Consider the following 19748-nt stretch of genomic DNA (forward strand, 5'->3'; position numbering starts at 1 on the left):
TGGGCGCGGGCGTATCTGACGGGGTCGCTGGCACCGGGAGCGTAAGAACTCCTGGCAGTTGGCCGACGCCGCGGGTGTGGTGGAGCCGGACGGGTTCCAGCATTTCCTGAACCGGTCCCGGTGGGACGCCGATGAACTGCGTGATCGTCTGCGCTCGTATGTGGCCGAGGCGCTGGCCTGCCCGGACGGTGTCCCGGTCCCACAGACGCCTTCCTCGCCGTCAGCGCCGCCACCGACCCAAAAGCCCACGCGGGCTGGGCCCACTCACAATCGCCGAAATCCGCCGGCTCCTGGCGATAGTGCTCCACCCCACCCGCGCCCTCACCCACGCACTGGCCGCATCCACTGGCGCCGCCGTCATCAAGCCCGCGCACGAAAGCTCCGCCATCAACCAAACCGATTACAGAACAACGAAATACAACCGTCGTGCTAACCGTCCGATCCGGCATCGGGACTTGCGGGTGAATCGATCGCTCGGCCGCTCAACTGTCGCTGGATGAGGCTCAGCACACGGCGGCGGCTGCCGGCATGCAGCGGCGCACACCACTGCGTGAGGACCTCGCCCGGGTACACGGGGGTGTAGCGCTGAACGAGCAGACGCCACCTGCCAGATGCGTCCTTGCCGACCGTGACACGCGCCGACTCGACACCGAGGTCGAGCACTTCGCCGGAGCGTTCCGTCAACTGCGCCGGTTGTTCCGATATCGGTGCGGGGCGGACGGCACCGGCGGGGTCTTCGAGAACGATGCGGCGGAGCGCCGCCATGGCGCCGTGTGGATCGTCGGGCTCATCGGCTCGGGGCGGCCGGCACGCCTCCTCCACCGCGTGGTCGGTCAGTATGTGACCCATGGACGTCTTCGCGTAGGAGAAGTCATCGGGGCCCTTGAACACGCTCGGCGGCAACGCCGCTACCCATTGCTCGAAGCTCGGCCGCTTCGGTGATTTCCCGAGTTTGGTTTTCGCCTTGTCGAGCGCTCCTGCGCTCGACAAGCGCAGGTACTCGTGCAGCAGCCGGCCCGGGATGGCCTTCCGGCTCCGATCGGCGTCCTCCGGCTCGAGATTCTGGCTGCGAACTTCCCCGCCGGTACGCAGCTGCACGTCGTCGTAGACGATCGGCAGGCGACCACCGTGCCGCGGCATACTGTCCAGCAGATCCGGGCGTTCGGTGAACAGCTTGCGCAGGACACGGCCGTGCCCGCCCATGCTCGCGACGGTCAGGGCGATCGGATTGCCGTCCTGGTCCACCTGTACCGCCACCTGGGGGTGTCCGTCGATCGGCAACCTCCGGGGTGACCGCAGCACCTCCTCGATCCGAGTGCTCGACACAGCGACGTCGACCAGCTCGACCAGTCGCGTCGGCGCACCCGCGGCGCCCTCGGCCTGCTCCCACTCGTCGAACGCGGCCGCCCATCGCTGTGCGTTGGACCGCCCTGCCATCCAGTCGGCCAAGTCCGGGAACTCACGACGCCAACTCTTCTTGTTGAACGGCCGCAAAGCCTGCGATTCCCGGCTCGGTGGCACTCGAAGCTCCCCGGCGACTGCCGGTGCCTGCGTCCACGGGCCGGGGCCGAACTCGACACGTACCGTGTGCGACCAGTTCGCCATTGTGTTGTTGATGTCCGCGATTGTCGTGAATTCGACCCCGCTCATTTTGGTCGCGCCGCGGCGCGGCTGTGACGGCAGCCAAGAGCAACTGGCACCGAACGAAAGCACGGAAGCGGAACCGGCCCCGCGATCGGCTTTGCCGTCCGCCACCGCGACATGCATCAACCGCTCGTCGCCGCCCGGCTCACTCGTGCCGAACCACATCACCACGTCACCGCGCCGTGGACGTGGCCCCATGTCACGGTCCGAGAGGAGCTGCCGCCCGGCCGGGACCAGAAGGCCGGGCAGTTCGTGCACCCAGCGCTCGGCGAAGTCCTCAGCGTCTTCCCAGCCGTAGAACGCGCGCACGTGCTCGCGGCCGAGTGCACCGGTCGCGACGGCGGCGTACACTACCATGTCGATGCAGCTCAGAGGAACGTCCGGGGCCAGGGCGGGAAGCTGTTCGTCACTCGACCAGCCCCACTCGGCGAAGAGGCTGTCCGGATTCAGCTGACACCAGTAGATCGTGTCTCGGCGGGTGAAGTGCTCGAGCAAAAACTCCACGACGCGCCACGACGCGGATACCGCGGGTGATTCCACCGCGCCGGTCGCGACCAGCTCGGCCGTTTCTCCCACACCGCCGACATCCTCGTGTGCGTCACTGTCGGAGAGCCGCGACCATGGCGTCGTCCGCGACGTCTCCGCCGAGGCCGCCCGACCCGCAGGCTCACCCGGTTCGGGTGGCCTGCTCCCGATGAATCCGACCGGCCCTGTCGTGCCATCGCCCAGCGCGTAATCGTCCCGCGACACCGATGGAATCGCCGGCTCACCCGGCTCCCCCCTCGCCGTGCTCCACGGCGTCGGCCGGTTCTGCTCGTCGTACGTCTCCGCGAACACTCGGGTGCCGTTGCCGAAGGTCACCGCCTCGACCCGCACCCCCGGCGCATCCTCGACCAGCGAACGGTCCGCTGTTCCGGATTCCCTCCCCGCCAGCACCGGACCCGGAAACTCGGAACCGGCGGACGCGCCGTCGCGGGGCGAGCTCTCGTCCGGTGGCCGACTCCCGATGAATCCCTGCGGACCGCTCGCATCCGGTGCGAACACGGCCGATTCACCCCGGGACGGGTCGCCGGGCCGAGGCGTGGATTCCCCTGGGCGGCTACCGATATAGCCGTCGGCCAGCACCCCACCGAACTCGCCGACCTCGATCGGCCCGGCCAGTACCGGCATCCCGGCCTCGGCCGTTCTTCCTTCGGCGCGGCCTTCGGGTATCTCATCGTGTCCGTCGGTCGGTCTGGCGCCGATATGACTATCGGGACGGTTGCCGATGAAGCCCTGCGGGCCGACCGGTCCGTCCTGTTCGGTATCAGGCCTGCTGCCGATGCGCCCCCCGTCGAGGGGGGCGAGCATTTCGATGATCCGGGTCCGCATCGCTTCGGCGTTGCGCAGCTCGATTCGCACGCGTTCGGACTGTTCTCGTACCTGGCGCGGGGCATCCGGTCGTTCGGAGGTGTCGAGCTCTCGGCGGATGCCGGCGACCCTGGCCTCGACCACGGCGAGGTCTTCCTCGAGTCGCCGCCTTTCTCTCGCGATTGCTTCGGGGTCACCGCTGCGGGCGATGGCGTGACTGTCGAGGACGCGCCACGGTACGCCCGCGTTTTCGAGTGCGGCGCGCAGCTCCGGATCGGGTGGTTCGGGAAGGTTGACGTGATCGATGTCGGCGAGGGTGATTCCGCCGTGGATGTGGCATTCGACGAACTGATTCCGCCGGAAGAGTTGGCCGGAATAGTCGCGATTCGTTCCGCGCAGGGGCTGATCTTCGACGGTGACGTTCGCGGACAACGGGGCAACGCCGAAAGATTCCGGCTGCGGGTCGAGCAGCGGCGAGGGTATGGTCCGTGCCGGTTTACCACCCCACACGGAGCCGGAGTAGACGAGCGAATCGCCGACGGAGAACGTGGCCCGCTCGCGGACATCGTCTTTCAACACCAGGTCGATCCGGCCGTACATCGCCAGTTTTTCGGTGTGCAGCCTGATGTGGGTGTCGGACAGCCCGGCCGAGATGCTGGCGTCGGACAGCCCGGCCGGGCGCTCGCCGCCGATGAGCACGTGCCCGTAGACCGGCCGCAGCCGCGGATCCATATCTTCGGGGTTGGCGAACCACCGGTTCTCCATTTTCGCCACATCGCTGCGGTGACCGCCGCCCAGCGTGCCCTCGAACTGTGTCTTGAACCGGCCGTCGGCGAGCAGGCCGAACAGGGCCTCTTGTCTCATCCGGAGCGCCAGCGGCTTGCCCGCGACCAAATCGGTGAGTTCGCTTGTCAGCTGCGCGCGAAGTTCGGTGACACTCACGCCGAGGTCGTCTGCCAGGTCACCGATCTGCTGAAGCAGGGCGCGGTACTGCACCAGGTGGCCCTGCACGGCCGGCTCGCGTGCCTGTGGATATCGGGCGAAGAACTCCTCGTTGCGTCGTGCTACCTCGGCCGTACGTGACGGATCATCGAAACTCGCTCGCCCGAATTCGTACAGCTGTGTGTAGTCGTCGAGCATTGCCCGGTTCGGGGCGCGGAAGGCCAGTTTCAACCCAGCGCGCTCCGGTTCGGCAGGCATCGCCGACGTCGAGTCGGGGAGCGGCGGTGCGGCCGGTTCGCTCTGGTCGTCCGCGTCCAGCTCGAACAGGCCGAGCGCTCGGGGCAGGTTCCTGGCCAGTGCCGAGTGCAACTCGCCCCGGTGGGCCATCGCGATCAGCTCGTTGCGGCTCACCCAGCGGGCCTCCCCGATTTCCTTGTCGTCCACCACCGGATCGAGCCGGTGCGGCGCGTCGGCGACGAGGAGGTGGTATTTCCACCCGCGTGGCCCGTGGATCACATGCGTCCCCACATGGGCCAGGCGGGCCAGATATTCCGCGCTCGCGCCGAGTTCCTCGCTCATCTCGCGGGCCGCGCCCTGGGGCGGTGTTTCCCGCGAACACAGCGCGCCACCGGGAAGCTGCCAATTCCCCTGGGAGAACCCGGCTTTCGAGCTGCAAATCAGGAACAGTTCCTCGCCGAGCTCGTTCACGTGCCGGACCAGCACACCCGCCGCCCCGTAATGACCCCAGTACCCAGGCTCGACTTCACGGTCACCGGACATCCCGGGGTCGTCGAGGATCCGGAAGGGACGCTCGGGCTGCTCGGGCGGGTCCGCAGGGATCGTCGACGGCCGACCGAGCGGTCCGTCTCCATCGTTCGGTTGCCCGGCCGGAAGCGGAGTTTCGCCGTCCGGCGGACGGCTGCCGATGCGATCGGGAGGATTACCGCGACTGTCCGGTGGCGCGTTCTCCGAGGTGGCATCCGGATAGAACCGCCGCCACTCGATTGGTTGCGTCTGTTCCGGAGACGGGTTTTGCGGGGGCCGTGACCACGGAGTGCCGATGTTTCCGGCGGGACGATCGTGGTCACCGGTTTCGCCTCGGCCGACGTGCTCGGCTATGGCTCGGTCCAGATCTACCCGCATGGTGGTCAGCTGTATCAGTCGGGCCGATTGCTGGTGGTCGACGAGAGCGGTCAAGAGGCGACCGGTGGGGGTGGCGGCATCAGATGCGGCGGCGAGGCGATCGAGCGCGCTGAGTCGGCCTTGGGTGCCGATCTCGACGGCCGCTCCCGGTGCGACAGTAGAGCGACCGAACATGTCGTCGAGCTCTTGTCTGCGCTGGGCACCCCTGTCGGTATTCGAAGTGTTGAGCGCGGCGTCCGGTGTTCCCTCGATGGCCAGTGTGGTGGCCCGCTGGAGATCGTCTTCCAGTATCAGGCCGCGGCCGATCCAGGAGCCGAGCCCGGTCAACCGCTCCTTCCCAGCGCTGTCGAGCAGCTGGGCCCATTGTGATCGGGTGAGTGCATTCAGCCGCCTGTGCAGCAGGTTGAGCACGTCGTTCAGATGGGTTGCAGCCAGGATCGGGTCGGTACCGGTCAACGTTGAAATAATGGTGACGGCTTCGGCCTGGACCCGGCGCCAAGCGTTCAAGGCCGCCGCCTCCGCCCCGCGGGCCGGCGGCTCTTCGCCGCGCCGCGCCGCGACCATCCGCAGTTCCTCGACGATGTCCGCGCGGTTGCGCATCATCTGAGCGGTCCGCTCGTCCGCGGCGCCGGACTCGGTTGGCCTGCTGCCGATGAAACCGGGCCGGTTGGGCCCAGCCGCGCTGATGGTGCGATCGAACAGTACGTCGCTGTCGCGAAGCGCGTAATCAGGTAGCACGCTCGCCAGCACCCGCACCCGCAGTTCCCCATCGCGCGCCTCGACCGTCAGCGCGCCACCCCGTCGCAAACCACCCCGGCGCCGCCCCGCCAACCCGATCGCCTCGGCCAGTATCGAATTCACCCGGGCCGCATCGAAACCTTCTGCAAGCTCGGCCAATTGCGCGACATCGACTTGACCGACACGTTTACGATCTACCCAAAACCGCACCGACCACGATGAATTCGCGCCGTCCGCCCGGCCCTGCCACTCGAACGATCCGAAAACCGTGCCGCCCCAGGCGTCCGACAGAATTTCCCGGGACTGCACCACAGTCAGTCCCTCGAGCGATCCACTGACTACGAATCCACCATCACCCTGTGTCCGTGACAACCGCAGCAGGACGCTGTCGCGGGCCGCTGCGCCCAGACCGTAATCCACTAGCTGCGCGGCGACATTCAGCAATTCCGGAGGCTGAGTCGCGCCGACGGAATCACTGTCGGTCAGCAGCCCGGCGACTGCCGCACGAACCTGCTGTCCGGAGGTGCCCGGGGGAATCACCGTCGACGAATGACGAGCCGGATCGCCCGGCTCGGGTATGGAATCCGTTGGGCGGCTACCGATGTGATCGTCGGCCTGGTCCGGTGCCTGGTCCGATCGCTCGAGGTGCTGCTCGAATAGGTGGACCACCTCGGCGGTGTTCGGGTGCCATTCGACTCCATCGGAGTCGGCCACCCACCGGGTCATCCGCTGGTGCAACTCGTCGAACACGGGAGCGACCTGATCGGGCTCGACACCTGGGTCGGGATCGCGATACTGGACGATGGTGCGCTCGCCCTCCCGGTACACGACAACCTCGACATGCCCCGGTTCGCGACGGAGCGGGCCGAGGGTCAGCGGTACTCGTACCTCGTCGGCGTCGCGCGTCATATTCTCGCGAACGGGATCAACCCAGAAGCGATCGTCGTACACCGCGAATATTGCCTCGATGCTGTTCTGGAGGCCGAATTTCGGCATCGTGAACAGCTCTGACACCGGCAACAAGTCGCCGTACAAGGGGCCCGCTCGGCGTTCGTTGTTGAAGCCGGCGTCGGTGAGATCGAGTCCACCTCGGGCCAGCACATCGCGCAGTTGAGTGGTACCCATCGCGTCGGCAAGGCCGCCCAGCGCGTAGGGGTACACCTGCCCCGTCGGCCGCCCGTTCTCGTCGGGGTACACGACGCCCCAGCCGGCCACCGCATCTCCCATAGCCGACAGCACGTGGATTATGTCGGCGTGTTCGCTCTCACCGAGCATTCGCCCCCACTGATCGATGACGAAGGAAATCCCGCCTGGTTCTGCGCCGATGGGGTCGAGGGACGTTCCGTTCGGCGCGACGAACTGTCCGCCGTGCACTCCGAGCACCCGAGGGCGGAAGCGCGCGGGGATGGCTTCTCGATAGTCGTCGTCGGTGAATGGCTCCTCGGACGCAATGGAGTGAGCAGTGTAGGACGGCCGGATGGGTCTCGGCGATTCGGAGCCGTGCTGGGCGAGGTCGTCGAGGTCGCCTACGATGCGCGAAAGCATCTGCGGCAGCAGGGGGATTTTCCCGAGGCCGCGCAGAGTGCTGGACCGCATTTCGGATGCGCTCGCACCGCTGGCAGTTGCGATTGCCTCGTGGATATCGATGCGCAGCTGAAACAGCGATAAACCTACGGCTTCGGCGGGACGAGTATGACCGAGTCGGTCGACTGCGGCCGCGACCGCGTGGTCCAGCTCGCGAAGCCGGTCGATCGCTCGGTCGGTGTCGTGGGTGCGGGTCAGGAAGTACAGCGCCGCCTGGTAGGCGTTCGGGATATATCGCCGCGCCACCTCGCCGAAGGTCCGATCCGAGCCGACGAGGGCGCCGGCGAATTCGGCTGCTTGCGCCGGTAGCGAGCGCAGCGAGTGGACCAACTCTTGATCCCAGTCGCCGTCGCGCCCCGCGATGAGGTAGTCGTCGGCAAGCGTTGCCCAGCCAGAGCCATCGACGAAGCGCGCCGCACCGAGTTCGACGACTGCGGCCAATTCCTCCGGGAATCGGGTCAATACATCGAGATCGTCGGCATAGGGCGCCGACCGCGTCCCGGCTCCGTGCAGCGCTCCGATGATCTCGAATACAACGGTGGCGGCATCGGCCACCGCATCTGCCTCGATGATCGACCCCCCGGCGCCGGCGTCGGTGATCCGGCGCCATTGTTCGGCCGCTAACGCGGTTTGCACTCGTGCCGCTCCTATGGCTTCCTCGAGCGCAGGCGGTTGTCCATGATGCAGGGCCGCAAGGTGGGCCGAAGTTTCGGTCTGTGTTTGGGCAAGGAAGATCCGCAGACCGCGAGCCGACAGCCGAGATGCCCAGTGGGCGAGCTCTTCTCGCGTGGCATGGACCGGATCCGGTATCGCAGGATCGGTCAGCGCCGCCGGATCCGCTTTGCCGGGACGCGAATCAGGAGTGTCTTCCGGTGGACGGCTACCGATCGAACCATCGGGTCCGTCCTGCCCCGTGTGCCGTTGCCCACGGCCGGCTCTGCTGCCATCCGCGGCATCGTCGGGAGCGACCGAACCGATGTTCCGCTCCGGAACGACGTCGGGTTTCTTCGACTTGGCGCCTTGCGGCCACGGCAGCGCCTTCGCGTTGTGCGTACCAGCTCCGGCCCGATAGAGGCTTGCGAGGCGTTCGGGCAGGCTCCCACGTCGCCGCTTGGCGCGAACCTGAATGTTGCGGACGAGTCGCAGAGTATGGTCGGCAGCGTTGCGGTCGATGGTCGCGCGCACCGCAGGTTGGCTGACGTACCTACTGGCCTCCTGCGCGGCCAGCTCGGACGCCATCGCCTCCCGGTCCTCGAGCCCACGCTTATGGACTTCGTAAAGGCTGTTCTGTTGACGCTGCCGGTATTCCTCGTAGCACTTCATGACGAAGCGCGTCGCATCCGATGAGGTAGCCGGATCGGCGTCGACACTTCGGACCAGGTCGAGGGCCGCTGCGAGGGTTCGTGGGACGGGCTGGCGCGTCCTGGCCTGCTGCGGACGTTCGGGTGCTGTGCTGGGTGGATGTTCGGATGCTGGATCGAGTGGATAGGCGCCCTCGGGTGGGCGAGCGCCGGTGAAGGCGGGTTCGGCCGGTCGGGCGGAGTTAGGCCGGTCGGGTGAGTTCGCGGGGATCGTGGACGGCCTAGCCAGCGGTCCGTCCTCATCGTCCGGTGGTCTCGGCGCCTCGTCGGCGAGCACCGATTCGCCGATCTCGTCGATTTCCCGGATTCGTTCCGGGGACAGGCTGGTCTCGGTGCGGTGAACAGCGTGGCCGGCCGGCTCCCGCACGAGGTCGCCGTTCGGTTCGAAGTCGATGGTCCAGAAGGCGCGCTGGGACTCGGGCAGTCTTTCGATGAATTTCTGCTGAGTGCGCTGCCAGGTGTCGAACTTGGCGGCTTTGTTCAGCAGGGCCCGCCGGTCGGCCAGGTCATTCGGGCCGAAGTCGATATCGCCGTTGTCGTCGGCGGCGAGGTCCACCACGACCAGGTTCGGAGGGTCGCCGGGTGCGCTGTCGTTGACCAGGATTACGAGGTGGTTGTCGGCGTCCCTGCTGCCGTCGTTCTCGGTGTTCTTCCATTTGTAGACCAGGACCTGGATGCCGCCGGGGCGCTGTTTCAAAGATTCGACGGCGCTGTCCAATGAGTCGAATCCCGTTGGTGTGCCGCCGAACGATTTCCGGACCGTATTCCAGTCGTGGCCCCGCAGCGGTATTCCGCCGGGCGGCATGATGAAGCGGTCGTCGTTGTCCGGGCACAGCACTCGCATGGCGGACACGCCGTTGTTGACACAGCTGTTGGGGCTGCGCCGGTGTATTTGCGTGATCAGGTCGAGCAGGGCAGCGGTAGCCAGAAAGTAGGAGGCGGCGGCGACAGCGTTCTCGGCGACGGGGTCGTCGGCAACCGGGTTGCGGGCTGCCGGGTCGTTCGTGTCGGCGTCGGTGGTGGTGTGGTCCTGGGTGCTGGTGTCGGGCAGGTGGTGGGCGACTGCTTCGCCGAGGATGTCTCGGGCCATGGCGGGGGTGACGTCGGAGGGGGAAACGCCGAGTGCGTCCGCGAGGTCGTGCTGAGCGCCGGTCGACGCGGCGCCGACATGCCGCAGGCCCTCGGCGCCTTCGATCTGCTCGGGGCGCAGGCCGAGTTCCTCGGCCAGTGCGTCGCGGCGGGGCGTGAGCTGGTCGAGTGCTTGACCGTCGGTGAGCAGCGCGTACTGGACGGCGGCTGCGGGGGCGGTCGCGTCGACATGCTGACGCAGCGTTTCCACCGCAGCGGGCGGGAGGTGCGCTTGGTGCAGCAACCTGTGCAGTGGGTCGGCGGTGGCAGCGGTGGCGGCATTGTGGGCGTTGTCGCGGTCGTCGTAATCGAGTACCGCCGCGGCGGCGGTGGTCAGCGCCGGCGCGGGAATCCCCAGTAGCCTGGCGAGTCGCGTGGATCGCTCTGCCAGTTGGTCCGGTTCGCCGATCTCCGCGTCGCCCGGGTGCCAGGGTGTCGAGGCGGCGATGAGGGCTTCGGGGGCGGTGATCGGTGCGTAGCGGAGGATGAAATCGGCGGTGGCGTGGTGGTGGGCGCGCTGTTGCAGCCCGGGCACGAGCGAGCCGAGCTTGTCGCCGGCCTCGACGACGACGTTGTGCGTCTCGGGAGTGGGTGCGGCGCGGTGGGCGGCGACGGCTTGGTCGTAGTGGATCACCGCCTCGCGGACCCCACGCAGGTGCATGGCGTTGCGGATCAGTGCGTCCTGCGGCGACATCAATGCTTGTGCTGTACCGGGTTTGCCGTTGCGGGCGGTGCGGTTCTTGGCCTGGTCGTAGATGTAGGACTGTTCGGGAACCTCGGTCATCCAGACGTGCATGCCACCCTTGGCCAGCACCGCGTCGGACACGGCGATATCCACACCACGCTGGCCCTGCCGGTTGATCACCAGGATCTTGCCCTGCTCACCGGCGTCGTCGAAGACCTTCTGCAACTCGGTTTCCCAGTCCGCGCCCCACTTGGCGATCCGGTCGGCGTCGACCGCCTCGATCGCTTCCCGTGGTACTCCGGCCCGCAGCAGCGCGCGGACCTGTTTTTCGACCAAATCATTGCGGTGGCACAGGATTTCCTGGAACCGGCCCTGCCCACCGTCCCACATTTGGTGGGCGTATCCGGCCAGCGCGTTGAGCTTGCCCCTGGTGTTCTCGTGCAGGTCGGCCTGCCCCTCCACCAGCCGCGAGGGGTTGAACGGATCGACTTCGTGCGGTGCGTCGAGCCCGTACACCGTCTTCAGCACGCCGCCCAGGTCGCTGAGCGTGCCCGAGGCGCCGGTGATGTGGTCGAAGAAGCGGTCGGTGCCGTAGATCTCGGCTGCGGTGATGCTCTTGGCGGAGTCGGCGTCGGCGCGTACCACGATGCCGTGCTGCTCGGCGTCCATCCCGATGGCCTCGGCGGCCCGGATCTCCTTGGCCTCCACGGCTTGGGCCAGGCTCGCCTTGCCCGGCTCGGCACTCCACCGCGATTCGCTCGAGGTCTTCGGATTGCGTTGCAAACCGTGTTCGCCCTGATCGACGATGACGATCTTGCCCGCATCCATCACGTAATGGGTCTTGTTGCGAGTGGTGAACTCGGCGGCGGCGGCCATCTCGAGCCGCGAGGGCCCCATGTGCTGCAGCCACCGATTCCCGTCCGGCAGCGCCTCCAGTTTCGCCCGTCCCGCCGGTGTCAGTTCCGCTCGACCGTCGTACCAGTACTCCGTCCCCACCGCGAGGGTGCCGTCGGGCAATTCCACGTCGACTTCCTCGGCGATCCGTTTCAGACCGAAATCCTCGTGCGACAGTTGCCCTTTCGCGAGCGCCTCGGCGAGGAAGTCGTGCGCGGCGAACACCTCACGCGCCGTTGCCTCGGGAGCGGCCTCTTGTGCGCCTTCGGATCGGATGAATGTCTTCTCACCGCGGTCGACGATCGCGTCCATCTCGTCGATCACCACCCGGCGCGGCGGCGTATGACCGGCATTGCACAGGTGCCCGACCGTCTCACCGGTGGCCACTACGATCGCGGGCCTGCCCGGTGTCACCGGACCGAACCCGGTCGCCTGATCGGCTCGCAACACGTCGATGCCGAAGTCGCTGACCACCCGCCGGTACTCGGTGAACTCCCGATGCGCCAACCCGTCCGCGGTCGTCACCAGCAGCACCGAACCGTGGCGCACCGCCTGGTTCATCGAATACGACATGAACATCAGCGTCTTACCCTGGCCCGGCAGCATCTGCACCGGCCGCCGAGCCATCTCGAACCCGCCCTCCAGCTGCGGCGGACGCAACACCATCCCGCCGGGTGCGTCGCCGATCGTCCGGCGCCGAATGATCTCCATACCCGCGATCAGCGATTCCCGTTCGTCGCTGTGGAACAGCCCAGCCTTCAACACCTCGTCCGGAAGGTTCGACAGCCGCAGCGCCGCCGGGACGTGATCACCCGACCGCGCATTGAAATCAGCCAGCACGTCCTCGGCATGATCGCGAGAATTCGGTGCCGGCGAACCTGCGTCGTCGCCGAAAACCTGGGCCCGGCCGGTTTCCGGTCCTGCCTCTGCGCCGGTCTCACCGACCGCTGCCCCCTGGCCGGTCTCACCGGCCGGCGTGCCCTGCTCCGCGGCGGAGCCTTGCTCATCGCTGCCCGGCGAGCGCCGCCCGTTCGCGGCGGCCGCTTCCTGGCCGTCTCCGGCCGCGTGCTCCCCGGCTTCCGCTGGAACCTTTTGCGGCGCAAAGTTTTCCGCACCTGCCTCCGCACGCGGTGGGGCCTGGCCCGCCACGCGACCGGACTCGTCACCACCCGGATGCTGCCCGGCGGCGGGCACTGCGGGACTGCGCCCAGTGGTGTCCACCGAGACCTTCGGCGGCTGCGATGTTTCCGCACCGGACACCACCGGCGGCGTGCCGCGCTCTGCGGTCTGGCCGCGCGCCTCGCCTGCCGACGGCTGCTGCCCAGCGGTGTGCTGTGGGGTGCCGGTCGCCCCCCTCGCCGGCGCCGCTGTTTCCGCACCGGCCTCCGCATGCGGCCCCTGGCCCGGCATCGTGAGCGACCGTGCGGGTGACTCGGCCGGCATCCGGTGTCCGTCGCCGGCCGCGTGCGCGGGGGTGTCCACCGGAACCTTCGGCGGCGCCGCTGTTTCCGTACCGGCCACCACCGGCGACGCTGCCTCGGTCGGGTGCGCCCCGGATCCGCCGGACTGCCGTGGTGCCGGGGTTGGTGGAACCGTCACGCCGGCCAACGGCGCCTGGCTCTCGGTGACCACCGCGTCCGGAGTGGCCGTCCAAGCCTGCCGCGCGGCCTCCCACGCCTGCCTCGATTCCTCCGAAATCTTCACCGGCGGTTCAGCCGCGGGCAGGTCGGGCCGGGTGAACAGACCGCTACCGTCGACCACCGACTCGGCGGCGCGACCGGAGCTAGAGTGACTGCCGGGTTGGGCATGCACGGTTCCGGCGAATGCGCCGTTGAGCATCGGCGCCAGGATGTGGTCGAAATCCTCCGGCCAACCAGTGATCATGGAGGCCGCCCCCAGACCCGCCACCGCGCCCGCCGTCCCGTGCACCAGGCCGGCCAGCGTCCGGCTGGTCTGCATCCTGGGAACCACCGTCGGCCCCACTCGCGCGGCCAGCGTGCCGCCCGCCGCGCCACCGGCACCCGCCGCTGCCGCCGCGAGTATCGACTTCACGTCGATACCGGTTCGGTTATCGCCGTTGTCCCCGATCGGGGACGCATTCCGGTAACCGGCCTCGACCTGCAGTAGTTGCACGCCGCCGTCCACGGCCGTCGGCAGCAGCGCCCCCCGGCCCACCGTGAGCGCGAACCGGGCAGGCCCCAACGCCGACAGCTTGGCCGACGTGCCTACCGCGAGCCGGGTGTAGGCCTGCTCCAGGCCCGCACGCATCACCGCGACCTCGGCGCGGCCCTCCATCAACGCCGACTCCACCACTGGTGCGGCCGCCACCTCGCCGGCCGGCCCGGCCGCCGCGGCCGCCGACAGGATCCGCACGATCCGCCAGCCCAGCTGGATGCCGAACGCGAACATCACACACAGCGTCTTCTCCGCGTCGTTGGCCGTCCCGTCCGTCTGATCGGCCAATACCAGCGCCCGCTCGCGCAGCTTGGCTCCGCCGTCCTGCTGCGAGTGCAACGCCTCCCGCAACCGGTCACCGAACACTCCCACCGAATCCTGCTGCGCCAGTAGGTTTCCCGCGTCCGATACGTGATCGTTCATCGCCGCGGCCTTGTCCCGCAACTCCGCGGCCAGCCACCGCATCTTGGCGATGTCGGCCCGCGGCAGATCCCCGCCGAACACCACCATCTCGATCGGGCGTCGCACCGGGCCGGGCAGACCCTCGAACAACTCCCGCAGCTGAACCACAGGGTTCAGCGAGAACCCGTCTCCCACCGGCGCCGCCTATCCCGGCGGCGGGGCCGCGTCGACCAGCACCGCGTGCAGTGTCTTCGCCGCAGCGCTGGCCCGCTCGCCGTGCAGCACGACATCGGCGAATGCGACACCCAATGCTCGATCCACTTCAAAGCCACCCGCCGCACCGGTGGCCCCGGCCAACTCGGCACGCCAGCGCCGATAACCGCGCAGCAGCTCAGCGAATGTCGTGTGCCGTCCCGCCATCACCCGCATGTACTCGGCGATCAGGGTGTGCTGGGCGATCCGCCGGGCGACGCCGCCCCCGGCGTTGTCCAGGGCCTTGCCGAGTTCTCCTACCGTCGCCGAGTGAACAGCCGAATCGTCGGCCCCAGGTTCGGGGTCCGGCGCTCCGATGCCTCGGCTCGGTTCGCAGGCGGCGCGCCGATCGAGGGTGATCGACCGGATGGTGGCCGAATCACGCACTTCACGGCGCCACCGCACACCCTCGGTGTCGGCGCCCAGGTCCCCTATCGCGACGACGTCGAGTTCGATCACCGGGTACTCGGTGAGCACCCGATCGACGGCGGCCGCGAACTCGCGCACGGGCGTCTCCTGCAGGTCGGGTAAGTCGAAACCGACTACCGCGACGTTATGCCGGTCGGCCAATGTTCGTGCCAGCCAGGCGAATACGGGTGAGGCGCCGGGCTTGCCGGCCGGTCGTTCCGCATCGCGGCGTCGATCGCGCTTGTGCGGCTCGTCGCGCTTCGGGGAGCGCGGCGGGGAGCCGGATCGAGGGTTCGACGAGTTCGGCTCGGAAGCCGCGGACCCGCGGTTCGTCCGTGGTGGCTCGGTCCAGGGCGTCTCTTTTCTTCCACCGGCCGCGGGAGCGGGTATTCGTGCCGGCGGCGCCCCGGGCCGGGCCGATGGCGCGCTCGAGTTGGCCGCATCCCGTCCGGCGACGGCCGGGGGCGACACCCGCGGGGGCTGACGGCTCGGATCCTGGGCGGTCTTCGAACCGCCCTGCCGGTCCGATTTTTCGGCCGGACTATTCGACGACTGTGGGCCGTTCTGCGACGTCGACGGTCTTCCGGCGGCCTCCGGCGGCGCGCCGGAGGTTTGTTGTCCGGTGGGAGTACCGTCCGACGCTGATTGTCCGGCAGGGGTACGGCCCGCGGTCCTGGCGTACGGCACGGGAGACGAAGTCACCGGTTCTTGCGTCGTAGGAGACGCGGTGGCCGAGGACGGCTGCACACCCGTCCCATAGGCCGGATCCGGAAGATACGCCTCCTCGGCCGCTCGGCCGATTCCACCGGAGCCGTCGAGATCCTGGGTCTCGAAGTCGCGCGCGGCGGCGGCTACCTGCTGGGCCGTCCCACGCAGGCTTTCCTCCATCGCTCGCATATCATTCAGCAACTGATCGGCCTGTGGCATGAAATCCTTGGCGAACGCCTCGCCCAGATAGTCGTCGCCCCAGCACCCGTTCGCCTGCGCCAGAGAGTCCCGCAGTCCTGCGTAGGTCCGGCTCACCTGGTCGCCGAGTTCGGCCAGCCGTGCGCTGTCGCGCCGCAGGCTGTCCGGATCCAGCCGCACTCTGTCGCTCACGTCCCCCCCGGTCGGACTCGGCCGTTGGCGCGCAGCCGGAACCGTCGCTCGAAACCGGTGACGAACACCGACAGCGGCACCGACGTGGTCGAGCGCTCGACAACACCATCGTCGGCAACATAGAAAACCGCACGGTCCAAAGCGATTCCGCCGTCCGGCATCGGTGAACGCACCAACCAGCCCACGCTGATGCGATCGGCCCGCAACGTCGACAACGGGTATCCCGTGGTGTCGTAACCCCGGCTGCGGATGTGTTCCCGGACGAGGTCGAGCGCCTCGGCTGCGCCGATCCTGCTGGCCTGGTTCGTGACCAGGTCCGCGAGCACGAACTGGAACAGGGCGCCATCGATGTCGGCGTCGTCGCCGAAGACCTGCACGATCGCCTCACGAGTCACCGCACCGGCCTGCGCCGCCGACACCAATAGCTCAGCCGCCTCCGGCGTATCACCCGACCGGTCGTCCAGCAGGCTGCCGACGACACCCGCCACGGTGCCGGCCGTCCACACCGCGGGCAGCGCTGGCGCGCACTCCGGTATCGGCGCGGACTCGCCCCCATACCACTGCCCGTCCTCCCACCAATAACAGAACGACAGCAGACCGGTCGCAGCGCGCGGATTGAGCACCGGGTCGGCAACCCAATCCGGTGCCCCCGCAAAGAATTTCGGCATTGCGGCACCCCCGTTGTACGCCGCGTCCAGAACCGGCGCATCCCACACACCACCCGAGAGCACCGCCCGGTCACCGGGCAGCAGAGCCAACGTCGACCCGCTACGCCCCACACTTTCGAACATGCCCACCGACAGCCCGATCCGCGGCCCCCGCCCCGACCCGACCGCCACGAACGCCGCCGCCAGCACCGACCACCGAGCCCACAACGCCGCCAGCTCCGGCAACTCATTATCCACAGCAACCGCCCGCACCCCCGCACGCCGGTCCGCCCGCATCCCGTCGGCGGCCGCCCGCGGCGATCGCGACGGGCGTTCGCCGCGCCCGAGGTAGGCTGCCAGCCACACCGGCAGCCGGTCCCGCGGATAACGCTCCATATCGGCGAGGTAGGCCGCGGGCGCGAACAACTGTTCACCGGGAAACGGCTCCGCACCGTGATCGGCGACGACCTCGACACCGTCCACGCTGATCCGCACCAGCAACCGCCACCACGGCCCGTCGTCCGCCCCCGCCGAAACCTCCCGATGCCGACGCACCGCATCCCACACCCCATCCGGCACCGGGAACCGGGTACCGTCGCCGACCACGAGCAGCGCCGATTCGGCGACCACGGTCATCGCGAACCACGCCTCCAACCGCTCCCACCCGGACGGAGCCACCGCACGCAATCCGTCCACGATCCGATCGGCCAACCCGGCGAGATCCTCCCCCATGCCTTGCGTCACGGCATCCTCCGTGTCCGGGAACGATAAGCGCGTCGGGGCCTCCGATGCACCGACACACCTGACCGATTCGTCGTCACTATTTGGAGGTTCCCGAACAGGGGAAGATTTCATACTTCGCCCTCCCAGCGCAATCCTGGGTTACCAGCCATGGCAAGCCGACCGGTAATCAGCCGCACGCAGCCGAGATGATCAGTTTGTGCTCACCGGATCGTGCGAAGCGGGCCGTCAGTGGTTTGATCAGGCTTGATAGCCGACAGACGCTCAAATCCGTTCCGGTGCATAGGATTTTTCGAGGCAGACGGGAAGTCGGCGGAGCACTACAGCGGGCCGACGGTGCGTGTTGTTCCGAAATACGCTGCGGTGTCAAGTGGTTCGCGGTCTACTCAGGCCGAGTATTCGGCGGCCGATGTCGACTAGCTGTCGACGCAGCGTCTCCTGGTCGACGTCGCTCAGCGCGCCGGAATGCGGCACCGGCCAGACCGGTCAGCACCGCGGTGGCCGCGATGACACCATCCGGTCCCGGGGTGGGTTCTGCCAGTAATGCGACCGGGCGGTCGATCACCTCGCGCCAGTCCGGGTGCTCACGCACGACACGAATGACGCTGGGATCGGTGGTCACGACGGCGGCGAGATGGTTGATCTGCCGGTCGCCGCTCCGACGCACCTGACCGACGACCGGGGAACCTCGAGGCGATTCAGATCGACAACGACCAAGACCACGGGACGGATCCGAGGATTGCAGCGGCGGACGAGATTGGGGATTTCCCTACTGCCTATGCCGACAACCGGGGGTCCAGACTCGGCTTTCACCGAATCTTGACGTTGCTCGGGTATCGGCCCGGTTCGAAGACAGGCAGTAGCGATGAGCGTTCACCACGTCGACACAGGCAGCGCTGCTGCTCGACGAAACTCAACCCAAGACATCCGATCACAGGATTTAGGGAACCACCGAGCAAGAGAGACCCGAGGTACGTGCTATCCGCTCGATACCGATGAAGTTCAACGGATGGTGCTCCGGGCAGCGCGCGAGGCAACACCGGTCTACCCGTTGAGCACTGGCCGGAACTGGGGCATGGGCTCACGGCATCCGGTGTTCGACGGCTGCACCGTCCTCGATCTGAGCCGGATGACCACCATCCGGACACTCGACTTGGACCGGGGCTACGCCGTGGTCGAACCGGGGGTGACCCAGCGCCAGCTCGCGGAACTGCTCGACGGGACACCGTGGATGCTGAACGTGACCTCGGGATGTGCCTATGCCAGCCTCGTCGGCAATACGATCGAACGCGGCGACGGCACTATCCGGGCGCGGGTCGAGGACCTCTTGGGACTCGAAGTCGTGCTCGGCACCGGTGAGATCATGACCACCGGCGGCCTCGACCGTAACGGCGGCTGGTCCGGCACCGTAGCGGGACCCGACCTGACTCGGGTTTTCCTGCAGAGCAACCTGGGTGTGGTCACCGCGATGGCGATCGGTTTCGTTCCGCGCCCCGAGGCGGTCACCCTCGTCAACGCGACCTACTCCAACACCGTTCTCGCCGAAGTCGTCGACACCGTGATCCGGGTCGGTCGGACGCGGATCGCCACGCATGGCATGCTGCGGCTCAAGGAGCTCTTCGTGGTGCCCGAAGCGGGCCGCGCCGCACTTGCCGATACCGCCGACCCCGACATCTTCACGGTTCAGGTACCCCTGCTCGGGTCTCGCGAGGCCGTCCGGATCGCCGAGAACGACATTCGCGACACGCTCGTCCGAGTGGGCGGGCTCGCGTCGTACCGCTCCCTGGACCCTGCGACCACGCCGATCGACGATCCGCTGTACCCGCGCACCCTGTTCGCCCGGGGGATCCCGTCCTGCCTGCACCTGCAGCAGTCGCTGGGAGTCGACGAGTGTGCTCGGGCCGACGAGGCGCGGATCGGCTGGCTGACATTCCTGCCGGTGGTTCCGCTCCAGCAGAATGCGTTGAGCAAGGCAGTCGAGCGGGTTCGAGGCCGAGCGCCACGGCGTCGCGGGCATGCTCGAGTTCAACGTGATCTCACACCACACCACCAACATGGTCACGCAGATCCCGTTCGTGCGGGAGCCCGAAGCGATCGAGCGGGCGCACGCACTGCGCCACGCGGTTCGCCGGGTATTCCTGGAAGCGGGTTTCCCGCCCTACCGCTCCAACATCGACCAGATGCCATGTGAACTCGTCGATCGGTCTGCCAGTTACCGAGACGGACCGCTGGACGGACTCAAACGGCTCTTCGATCCCGCCGACATCATCTCGCCCGGCCGGTACCTGGTGGTGAACCGATGAACGCCACACCAAGGGTGGCACAAGCCACCGTGGACTTCGACTGTGTCATCGTGGGCGCTGGCATCGGCGGTGCCATGCTGGCCTTGTTGCTGGGGCGCCAGGGCCGCCGGGTGCTGGTGATCGACCCCAAGCCTGGTGTGGCCACGCGCGGTGCCGAGATCCTCAAGCCCCGCGGAATCCGTGTCCTCGCCGAGCAGGGTTTGCTCGACACCCTGGCGAGCCGAGGTGCCTTGAAACGGCACGTAATCGACTA

At 67.9% G+C, this 19748-nt stretch carries 5 protein-coding genes and 1 pseudogene; 2 read left to right on the plus strand and 4 right to left on the minus strand.

Features of this window, described 5'->3' with window-relative positions; all coding sequences use genetic code 11:
- Window positions 1-429: 429 nt before the first annotated feature.
- The 4 genes from ACFYOW_RS03955 to ACFYOW_RS03970 form a co-directional block, all read right to left on the minus strand.
- The gene (locus ACFYOW_RS03955; protein ID WP_387284284.1) at window positions 430-14241 is read right to left on the minus strand and encodes an NUDIX domain-containing protein; all 13812 of its coding nucleotides are present in this window, start codon (window positions 14239-14241) and stop codon (window positions 430-432) included.
- A 9-nt stretch (window positions 14242-14250) separates the two neighbouring features.
- Complete coding sequence (locus ACFYOW_RS03960; RefSeq protein WP_387284286.1) at window positions 14251-15804, minus strand: hypothetical protein; 1554 nt, start codon at window positions 15802-15804, stop codon at window positions 14251-14253.
- A complete protein-coding gene (locus ACFYOW_RS03965; protein ID WP_387284287.1) occupies window positions 15801-17195 on the minus strand; it encodes a hypothetical protein in 1395 nt (464 codons plus the stop codon). The genes ACFYOW_RS03960 and ACFYOW_RS03965 overlap by 4 nt, the downstream gene beginning before the upstream one ends.
- A 379-nt stretch (window positions 17196-17574) precedes the next feature.
- Complete coding sequence (locus tag ACFYOW_RS03970; RefSeq protein ID WP_387284289.1) at window positions 17575-17859, minus strand: hypothetical protein; 285 nt, start codon at window positions 17857-17859, stop codon at window positions 17575-17577.
- A 198-nt stretch (window positions 17860-18057) separates the two neighbouring features.
- On the opposite strand from ACFYOW_RS03970, the gene ACFYOW_RS03975 reads away from it, so the two are divergent.
- Both ACFYOW_RS03975 and ACFYOW_RS03980 read left to right on the plus strand, forming a co-directional pair.
- Complete coding sequence (locus ACFYOW_RS03975; RefSeq protein WP_387284291.1) at window positions 18058-19383, plus strand: FAD-binding oxidoreductase; 1326 nt, start codon at window positions 18058-18060, stop codon at window positions 19381-19383.
- Between the two features lie 186 nt (window positions 19384-19569).
- Window positions 19570-19680: pseudogene (locus ACFYOW_RS03980) on the plus strand (hypothetical protein); the annotation flags it as partial.
- Between the last annotated feature and the right edge of the window lie 68 nt (window positions 19681-19748).

Origin of the sequence: Nocardia sp. NPDC006982 (assembly GCF_042869435.1) — a bacterium.
Classification (GTDB): Bacteria; Actinomycetota; Actinomycetes; order Mycobacteriales; family Mycobacteriaceae; genus Nocardia.